This is a genomic window from Poseidonocella sp. HB161398 (assembly GCF_005870025.1).
GTDB lineage: Bacteria > Pseudomonadota > Alphaproteobacteria > Rhodobacterales > Rhodobacteraceae > Mangrovicoccus.
In genome coordinates this window covers 1-1,704 of record NZ_VATA01000206.1, presented here as the reverse complement: position 1 = coordinate 1,704, position 1,704 = coordinate 1, and the positions used below count along the sequence as shown (strand labels likewise).

The window sequence follows — 1,704 nt, the reverse complement described above, 5'->3', positions numbered from 1 at the left end:
CTGCCGCCTGCCAATGGTGGCTCCGCAGCGGGCTCCGGCGTGGCCACCATCAGCGACACGAACTCCATCGCGTCTTCGGGGGCAGGCAGCACGTGAGCTTGCCCCCGGATCCCGGACTGGGAGTTAAATTACTCCCAGAGAGAGGGACCCCACATGAACAGACAGCCCCGCCGTAACTTCACCGCCGAGTTCAAGGTACAGGCTGTTGCCCGACTTTCCGAGCCAGGCGTCACCCAGGCCAGCGTCGCCCGGGAACTCGGCGTGTCTGCATCGCAGCTGAAGGGCTGGCGGCTCGAACTGGCGGCCGCGGGCTCGGCCGAGGCTATCCGGCGCCAGCGGGCCGAAGGTGCGGAGCTGGCCGATCTGCGCCTCGAGAACCGCCGCCTGAAGGAAGAAGTGGAGGTCATGCGGAAGGCTTCGGCTTTTTTCGCGCAGTGGGCGGCGAAACAGTGAACGCGAAGCTGGAGTTCATCGCCGCCCATGCGCCCGCGCCCGCCATCTGCCTCATGTGTCGGGTGCTCTCGGTCAGCGCGAGCTGGTTCCACGCCTGGCGCGCGGTGGCCCCGAAACGGGCGGCGCGCCGGGCGTCCCGGGACGCCCTGTTGCCGCGGATACGTGCAATCTTCGAGGCCAGTCGTCGGCGATACGGAGCTCCGCGCATCCACGCCGAACTGCGGGACCAAGGCATCCGGGTTGCCCGTAAGACGGTGGCCAAGCTAATGAAGGAAAACAGGATCTTTCCGCCAAGACGGGGCCGCCGCGTGCCGCGGACGACTGACAGCCGACACAATCTGGGGATCGCGCCGAACCTGCTGAGGCGGAACTTCCGGGCCTCGGAGCCCGACCGCATCTGGCTGGTGGACATCACCTACGTGCCCACGGACAAGGGCTGGCTCTACCTGGCGGCGGTGAAGGACATGGCGACCATCGAGATCGTCGGCTGGTCGGTGTCCGACCGGCTCAAGAGCAGCTTCGCGGTCGACGCGATGTGCATGGCTCTGCAGAACCGGCGGCCGGCGCCGGGGCTGATTTGTTATTCAGATAGGGGCGTCCAATATGCTGCCGGTGACTACAAGCGGCTTCTTGACGCTTGGAACGCCGTCGCCTCGATGAGCCGGAAGGGCGATTGTCTCGATAACGCGCCGATGGAGAGTTTCTTCGGCTCCCTGAAGAACGAGCTGGTCCACCGCACGCGGTGCCGGTCGCGCCAGGAGGCAAAGGCCGCGCTGTTCGAGTACATTGCGATTTTCTACAATCGCCAGCGCCGCCACTCGACCATCGGTTACCGCACGCCCGAGCAGACACGGATCGACATGGTCGCCAAGATGGACGCATAGTGAATATCGCCGCAGTCCGGAATCCGGGGACAAGCTCATCCCGGGGCGTCTGCCTGACAACAAGGTCGCGCGCGTGCCTGAGCTGCCGCTCCGGAATTGGACGCCACAAAGCGCTCTCTCACGCATGACCGCGGCCCCAGCCGGACTGACCTGAGACCCGCATCTTCCTCCAGTTTGAGGTTGAGTCCGCGCCAACCAGGAGACGGACAATGAAGCGATCAAGGTTCAGCGAAGAGCAGATCATCGGGATGCTGAAGGAGCAGGAGGCGGGCATCCCAAGTTCGACGTCAAAATCGATAAGCATTTGATATTGCTCGCATCGCATTGCGAGTTTTGCCACAACGGGACGGTCAGGCGGGCTTCGGGA

Annotated in this window: 1 protein-coding gene and 1 pseudogene; one reads left to right on the top strand and one right to left on the bottom strand. The window is 64.5% G+C overall.

Annotation, left to right across the window (positions count from 1 at the left end; translation table 11 throughout):
- Positions 1-153: 153 nt before the first annotated feature.
- A pseudogene (locus FGX59_RS36760) lies at positions 154-1,337 on the top strand (IS3 family transposase).
- Between the two features lie 118 nt (positions 1,338-1,455).
- On the opposite strand, the gene FGX59_RS38455 reads toward FGX59_RS36760, so the two are convergent.
- On the bottom strand, positions 1,456-1,704 hold a 249-nt coding region (locus tag FGX59_RS38455; protein WP_206078563.1), incomplete at its 5' end, for a hypothetical protein.